Source organism: Sulfurovum sp. (assembly GCF_049668085.1).
In the GTDB taxonomy this organism is placed as follows: domain Bacteria; phylum Campylobacterota; class Campylobacteria; order Campylobacterales; family Sulfurovaceae; genus Sulfurovum.
Map to the genome: position 1 here is coordinate 1 of NZ_JBATIY010000130.1, position 7,099 is coordinate 7,099.

Sequence of the window (7,099 nt, forward strand, 5' to 3'; positions counted from 1 at the left end):
GTATGCACGTGCATTGTCCGGACCTTTTGGTCCATTGATATCTGGTTCAAAACCATCAACATTCGGCATTACGATCTTTAAGAACTTTTCTCTGTCAAGAACATATTCATCATCTACTAGTTCACCATCAATCTTCATTTCATTGATATTAAGGATATATGCAGACACTGCATACACTTCATCATCAGTCAATGACAATGGTGCTTGGTGAGGCATACCAGTTTTAATGTACCACCACAATGTACTTGCATATGGCCAGTTCGAACCAAATACACGCTGAGGACCGTCAGAATCCGGATCAGTTCTTTGATTCATAAGTGTCTTCTGCATCTTATATGCATTACCAGCTGTGAGTCTCGGGTAAAGTCCAGCACCTGCACCAAAGTCACCGTGACAAGATAGACATTTTGTTTCATAGACCTCATCACCATCTTCTACAGAACCTGAACCTTCAGGAAGACCTGTACCGTCTGGCATAACATCGATATCCCAAGCAGCCTGCTCATTTGCAGTTGCTGTTTTACCTTTGTTGAATGGTGTTTTATGTGCTTCTTCATTTACATGGTATGCACCTGTTTTACCGTTAACGACAGGGTAAATCACCCCACCATCAATGACCAATTTACCATTCTCATATGTGTTCTTAACAGTATCTGATAACTGTTGATGTAATGGGCCTACTGCATCGATCTCTCTTTTAGTGAAACCTTCTGTACTCATTGGCATAGTTGTTACTGCCGGTGCATTACTTTTTGATTCCGCTGTATCTTTTGTACCATTCGATGCATTACAAGCAGTTCCCAAAAATACTACCGATGCAAGTAAAGTACTTGCAACAATTTTTTTATGATAAGATTTGTACATTTGTAACCTCTCCTTTCGCATCTATTTCCCATGTATGAATACCATTTCTATGGTAAACACCTTCGATTCCTACAGCAGCTCTTTCATTTTTAACTGATGGTTGGATATGTCCTGCATCATCTGCTGCACGTGAACTAAGGAGCATTGGCTTACCTGTATATTCATGCATCAGTGAGAATCTAGTCCATGATTTTTCAAGTACTAAACCTTTAAGAGATGCTTCAACCCAGTTTTTACCGCCGTCAAACGATACATCTACTGTTGTAACTGTTCCATGTCCAGACCAAGCAAGTCCTTCTATCTCTACCATGTCACCTTTTACTAGCTCATCCCATGGCTTTTCAGGACATGGTGAAGTAATAACAGAGTTCACTTCATTTACATAGAAGTGCTGTATCGCTTTACCTGTGTGCTTCAATGCCGTATACTTAGATGTCTCTTCTTTTGCATAGAATGGCTCAGATGCAAATTCAAGTCTACATAACCATTTTACACATAAGTTCGCTTCCCAACCTGGAACAACGATTCTTATCGGATAACCTTGTTCTGGACGCAATGCTTCACCATTTTGTCCCCAAACGATCATTGCATCATCAAGTACTTTGTCTACTGGGATCGTTCTACCCATATGTGAACTGTCATTACCTTCTGCAAGCATCCAACGTGCTTCTGGTTTAAGTCCAAGATCTTTAAGGATATCTTTGATGTAAACACCAGTCCACTCAGCACAAGACATAAATCCTTTTGCAAATTGGATAGAGTTGAATTGAGGTCCTCTCCACTCAGGTCCACCATTTGCTGGACACTCTAGGAAGTGAACTCTACTTACATTTGGATATCTTTTAAGTTGATCCATCGTTAAAACGATCGGCTTCTCAACAAGACCGTGAATCATAAGTCTATGCTCATTTGGATTAATCGTTGGTGTCCCACCATGGTTTCTGTTAAAGAAAAGTCCATTTGGTGTAAGAATACCACTTAGATCCTGAATAGGTGTTACTGCAATTGATGCTCTGTAGTTACCTGAAGAAAGAATTGGTGTTGTTCTTCTTGTTACTGCATGTTCATAAGGTGAAGGCTGACCATATAGGTTAACATTTACATCATCACCCCATGCAATTGCCCATGGTTTATGCTCCATAATATGTGGATCATCCTCAGCGTTCGCTTTAATCTCGCTCGCGTCTATTGTGACAGGTGCGACAACACTAGCTGCTGCTAATGCGCCCATAGAATAAGTTGCTGTTTTCTTAAAAAAGTTTCTTCTTGATACTTGCTCTGACACTTCAGAAACGACTTCAAGTTCTTCTTTGGTTATCTTATTCATTTGTCCTCCTTGATTAATATTTTAAAATGACTAAGGATAGTTACCTTAACTTACGTCATATGCCATAGATTATATAGAAATAAAATAAAAGTAATAAGGAAAATGATTAACTAGCCTTCATTATATTGACAATTATCTTCTTATTGTTTCAAATATTCCCCAAAAACATAAATAAAGGCTATAATTATCATAAATAATATTTACCTGGGTATAGAATTTTACCCGAGATTGAACAAAGTATCCCCCTGTCAATCTGAACAATTACTCACCAGAAGCCATACAACTTAATGTCAAAATATCAACATATGCTCTTGTATAATACAACTTCTCATCCATGCCTTCAAGAACGGCAAAAACTGTACCTTTAAATGCCATCCTCATATTAAACGCATACTCTATGACACCCTCTTCTCCCACATGAAACACTGCTACCAAACTTTTGGGATTAGCATCTTGGAAAATGGCAACAGTTTTTGCTTTCATATTAGAACGGATCATAATCGGGATCTCTTCTCTGTCTTTGACTATCCCTTTGGGAACGATAAGCTCTATTTGTCCACTTTTCTGAATGGTTGCGAACTTTTCTTTTCCATAAATTGCCATAGCGGCTTCATTAATGGAAGAGGCCTTCCATGCCTCCGGTTTATACTCTCTGTAATCAACCGCAAATGCCTGTGTCACATAGGGAAACACGCAAAAGCCAAGTGCTAGAAAATGACGTCTTTTCATGCTTTTCCCAATACTCTGCGTATCGCTTTGGCGCGTACATCCACATCGCCCTCATTACTTGCATTGGCTTCCAGCGCTTTATTCAATCCATCTTCTTCTCTTCCATACTTCATAATTAAATAGATCGATTCAGCAAGTGTATTTTCCAGTGGAGTAGAAGGATCTGGTTCTATTGGAGTAAAATAGGTATTATCCCAAAGGACTCCCATGCTTAACAGAGCTAAAGCATCATTGTTTTCTTCTTGTGAGAGTTGGGACTGAGGATGTATGACCTCTTGATATTTTGCCATCGCCTGAGATACTTTAGCCGGTATAGGACCTCCTAATGTCACGGCTGACATCTCAATGGCATCTCTATACGGCATACCATTATCCATATTTTCTTCAACCCTACTATAAAATTGCTCTATCAATTCTTCGCCATCTATATTCACAAAAACTCCTATACATAATCTAAATTCAAAGATAATATAAAAGAGCTTTGAGTTTTCTGACATACTTAATAGAGCCATGAGCTAAGGCAACTTTCCTCTATAAATTCTTTATGGTACAATTTCATAAAAATGTAGAGGAGAACTATAGTGACAAATGTAGGTAAAGTGCTTGACCTGTTTATATCAGTACAGGGGTCCTCCGTGAGAATTGAAAAAGATGCATTCGACTTAGATCCAAAAGGAATCATAGAAGACAAGTATTATGATACGAACATCCAGCGTTCTGTGCTGATTACTTCACTCGCAAGCTATACACTCGCGAACAAACATAACATTCAACTTCCTTTTGGTTCTTTGGGAGAAAATATTTTAATAGACTACGATCCCTATCATCTAAATGCTGGTGACCAATTACGTATGGGAGAAGTGGTTTTGCAGATAAGTCAAAACTGTACTATGTGTGACCATCTTTCCAAAATAGATGAAACACTGCCTACTCTACTGAAAGATGATAGAGGTATTTTTGCCAAAGTCATTAAAGGTGGGGTAATTAAAAAAGAGGATGAAGTCGTTCTCTTAACGTAAAAGATATATTTCTATCATGGGAATAAAATCCCCATGATAAGATACTTACTTATTTAGCTGTAAGTTTTTTGAGTATTGCTTCCATTTTCTTTTGTGCCATGATTAGAACATCATGAGATTCTTTATCTTCAATAGCTATTGATGCTATCCAGTTATAGACTGAAGGGAAACCGATCTCCATAGTATTTGTTCCTTTTTTCTGATACATATACATTGAACATGGGGCAAATGCTCCTGCTTCAGGATGTGTTTTGGAAACTTTATAGATCACTTCTAGATAACAGATCGAATAAACATCATAAAAGTTATATGCTTCATTACCATTCTCTTCAAAGTCATAGTTAAGGTCATTAAATCCGGCATTGATAAACATGGCTGGAATGAGTTCCTGCTCAAAGTTCTCTTGGAACTCTTCTTTGATCTCTTCCCAATCTCCATCAGGATCCATTGCTAATTGTGCCGTTGATACCAGAGGTCCTTCTGGCTGTAACATCTCATATGCTACTTTTTCTACTTTTGCATTTGGAAGGGCAGCTCTAAGTGTATCTTGCACAAGCTTACCATAAGCAACCAACTCTGCATCATCTGCAGGGACACCCATGATCTCTGCCATTGCTGCAGCACTCAGTGAAGAGATAGAGATCGTTTTACTACCTTTTTTTGTCCAGATCGACATACTCATAGGAGAGAAAAGACCAATATTTGGATACTTTTTACCCAATCTTACTACCACATCTTTTTTAAACGTTGTAAACAGATTATAAACATCATAATCTACTGTTTTAAAGTTTTTGATAAATGGTGGCAACATATTTCTGTTATCGTTGATGAAAAAACCTGCTTTTTCAAATACCGCGGAGATTGTCTCTGTTGTGATCTTGCCATCAGCATTGTCTGCAGTGAGTATAGTTACATTGTGTGTAGCTTTTTTTGTAGTGTCTGCAACAACACCTGTTACAAGTCCCATTGTGACAAGTAGTGTGATCAACAAACCTTTTGTGAAGTGTTTCATAGTATTCCTTTTACTGTGTGTTTTTTATATATAAAGATTATTATAACTGAACTTCATTTAATTTAAATGTATATAAAGAAAGATAAAGAAAAAAAGTGGATTAAGTATGTAAAGAAGTGTAAATAGCGGGGGTTAACAAAGGGAAATCCCTTTGTTAAATGTTCTTAGAATCTATATCTGATGTAGAATCTAAAGTCTTCTGCTGCTTCAACAACATTTGGAAGGAAGATTGCTGCACCAGCCATTTCTCCTGCTGCTGCCTGAGCCTGATCCATAGGCAATCCTTGAGCCATGAGAGCACCTGTTACTACACCAAGGTTTTGAGCAACTCCATTTTCATCAACTGAACCACCTAGCTGTTCAAACATCGCTGCACCATTTTTCATGTCAGAGATTTTATTTGTGCCACCAGAATAGTTACCGAAGAATCCGTTACTTCCTGTATATTCATAGTCTATACTTACATATCTAAGTTGCATACTAAGTGCATCATTGATTTGGTAAGTATAGTTAGCTTCCCATGCATCACCACGTGCAGCCAATTTAGAACCGATCATAGTATCTTCAGCATAGGTAAATGGTCTCCAGTACTCAGAACCGTGGTTGTATTCAAGTCCAACAGTACCGTAGTTATTCTCACCATCAGTTACAGGAAGATATGCTCCAAACCAGTAAGAAGTACCTGATTCACTGTCAGGCGAACCTAACATGCTACCGCCATCCGGGTCTGACTCACTCCAGCCAAATGAACCAAATACTTTTGCATCAGCCCAGTAACCATCTTCAGTCAATCCGTCTACCATAACAGAGAACACTGCACCATCCATGTTACCAAAATTATAGAATTGATTATCTACAGCCAACGCTACTGATGGGTTCATTGGATCAACAGTACTACTGAAGTCTGGTGTTGGTGCATTTTGACCAGGAACATCCCAAGCTCTGTAAAGCATCGCTTTTGTAATGATTTGACCATCATTGTATGGTTCTATGATAACTCCAGCGAGTGTTACTTCATCTACACCACTAAAGTCACCATCAGCATATGGAGTTGGTGTCTCAAACAATGGCTGAGCATTTGTAGAACCTTTACCCATACATAATTTAACAGACATACCTGGAATACCAGTTACTTTTGAAAGGTCTAATTTAGAACTTAGTCCATCATATTCAACATTGATCATGTGACCTAGTGGTGAGTTAGGTGCATCATCTTGGCTTAGACTTGCTAAGAACCCACCTGTTGAAGGTCTTCTACCTATAGAGAATGTCCAAGGCATATCTGCACCAAATGCTTCTTCACCAAGGTATAACCAGTAAGCTTGTCTTACTTTTAATGAATTGTCAGTAAGTGCTTCGTTACTTGTCCAGTCAAATTGACCACCTAGAGAAAATGTTCTATTTGTCGGTGATGCAAAATCTGCACCAAAGGCTTTATTCATTGAAAGTTGCCCTTTAAATACATTGTTTTCATCTGGTGCATACGCCATATTTAACCAAAGTCGCATGCTATAAAGTGAATTATTCTCTCTTGTATCACCATTAGCCATATCATAGCTGATGTTATCATAGGCTGTTCTCATGTCAGCACCCCACTTGAGGTTATCTCCTGAATCATGTGCTTTAACTTCATTGATCTTTTTGTTTTGCTTTTTAAGCTTTTTCTGTACTTTCGCAAGTTCTGCTTCTATATCTGCTAATCTTTGCGATGTAGATTGTGCTTGAACACTTGTTAATGCAAGTGCCGCAACAACTGACGCTGTTATGATTTTCTTCATGTTTACTCCTTTAATTTATGTTTGTCCAAAACATGTAAAGATAAGTTTAGACCATGTAGACTGATTTTAGACTTAAAAAAGTAAAATTTGTAAATATTTTGAAGTTAATTAATATGAGGTTATAAATGTTATAAAAACAAAAGGTAAAACCGAGTAAAAACAAGGAAGTTTACAATTTTTGGACAAGGAGTAAAACAATTACTCAGTATAAATACCTTTTCTACTAACATTATAAACGATACAAGTTAATAGAGCGTAAATAAACCATTAATAAGCTCTTTAAAGTGTGTTTTGATGCGTAAAATAGATAGATTATGTACGTAAAGAAATTAAAATTATAGTAGATAACAGAGAAAGGTTAATGAATGAA

General features: G+C 37.6%; 7 protein-coding genes. 1 reads left to right on the forward strand and 6 read right to left on the reverse strand.

What is annotated here, in order from left to right; all coding sequences use genetic code 11:
• The 4 genes from WBM70_RS08455 to WBM70_RS08470 all read right to left on the reverse strand — a co-directional run.
• On the reverse strand, positions 1–864 hold an 864-nt coding region (locus tag WBM70_RS08455), incomplete at its 3' end, for a c-type cytochrome (RefSeq protein ID WP_424558068.1).
• Positions 845–2,191 carry a sulfite dehydrogenase gene (soxC, locus tag WBM70_RS08460; protein ID WP_424558069.1) on the reverse strand — a complete coding sequence of 449 codons (1,347 nt, stop codon included), beginning with the start codon at positions 2,189–2,191 and terminating at the stop codon, positions 845–847. The genes WBM70_RS08455 and soxC, both read right to left, overlap by 20 nt.
• Before the next feature lie 261 nt (positions 2,192–2,452).
• Positions 2,453–2,920, reverse strand: coding sequence for a thiosulfate oxidation carrier protein SoxY (locus WBM70_RS08465; RefSeq protein WP_424558070.1), 468 nt, complete (start codon positions 2,918–2,920; stop codon positions 2,453–2,455).
• The gene (locus WBM70_RS08470) at positions 2,917–3,354 is read right to left on the reverse strand and encodes a hypothetical protein (protein ID WP_424558071.1); all 438 of its coding nucleotides are present in this window, start codon (positions 3,352–3,354) and stop codon (positions 2,917–2,919) included. Before WBM70_RS08470 ends, WBM70_RS08465 begins: the two co-directional genes overlap by 4 nt.
• Before the next feature lie 147 nt (positions 3,355–3,501).
• Between WBM70_RS08470 and WBM70_RS08475 the strand changes: the two genes are divergently transcribed.
• On the forward strand, positions 3,502–3,939 hold the full coding sequence (locus tag WBM70_RS08475; protein WP_424558072.1) for an MOSC domain-containing protein: 438 nt from the start codon (positions 3,502–3,504) through the stop codon (positions 3,937–3,939).
• Between the two features lie 49 nt (positions 3,940–3,988).
• Here WBM70_RS08475 and WBM70_RS08480 read toward each other — a convergent pair whose 3' ends face one another.
• Complete coding sequence (locus tag WBM70_RS08480; RefSeq protein ID WP_424558073.1) at positions 3,989–4,951, reverse strand: DUF302 domain-containing protein; 963 nt, start codon at positions 4,949–4,951, stop codon at positions 3,989–3,991.
• Positions 4,952–5,115: 164 nt separating this feature from the next.
• The gene (locus WBM70_RS08485; protein ID WP_424558074.1) at positions 5,116–6,729 is read right to left on the reverse strand and encodes a DUF3373 family protein; all 1,614 of its coding nucleotides are present in this window, start codon (positions 6,727–6,729) and stop codon (positions 5,116–5,118) included.
• Positions 6,730–7,099 lie beyond the last annotated feature (370 nt).

What these genes read in the sequence shown, in the direction of transcription:
- WBM70_RS08485 (WP_424558074.1), bottom strand. Translation starts at nt 6,729, where the DNA reads ATGAAGAAAATCATAACAGCGTCAGTTGTTGCGGCACTTGCATTAACA.
- WBM70_RS08480 (WP_424558073.1), bottom strand. Translation starts at nt 4,951, where the DNA reads ATGAAACACTTCACAAAAGGTTTGTTGATCACACTACTTGTCACAATG.
- soxC (WP_424558069.1), bottom strand. Translation starts at nt 2,191, where the DNA reads ATGAATAAGATAACCAAAGAAGAACTTGAAGTCGTTTCTGAAGTGTCA.
- WBM70_RS08465 (WP_424558070.1), bottom strand. Translation starts at nt 2,920, where the DNA reads ATGAAAAGACGTCATTTTCTAGCACTTGGCTTTTGCGTGTTTCCCTAT.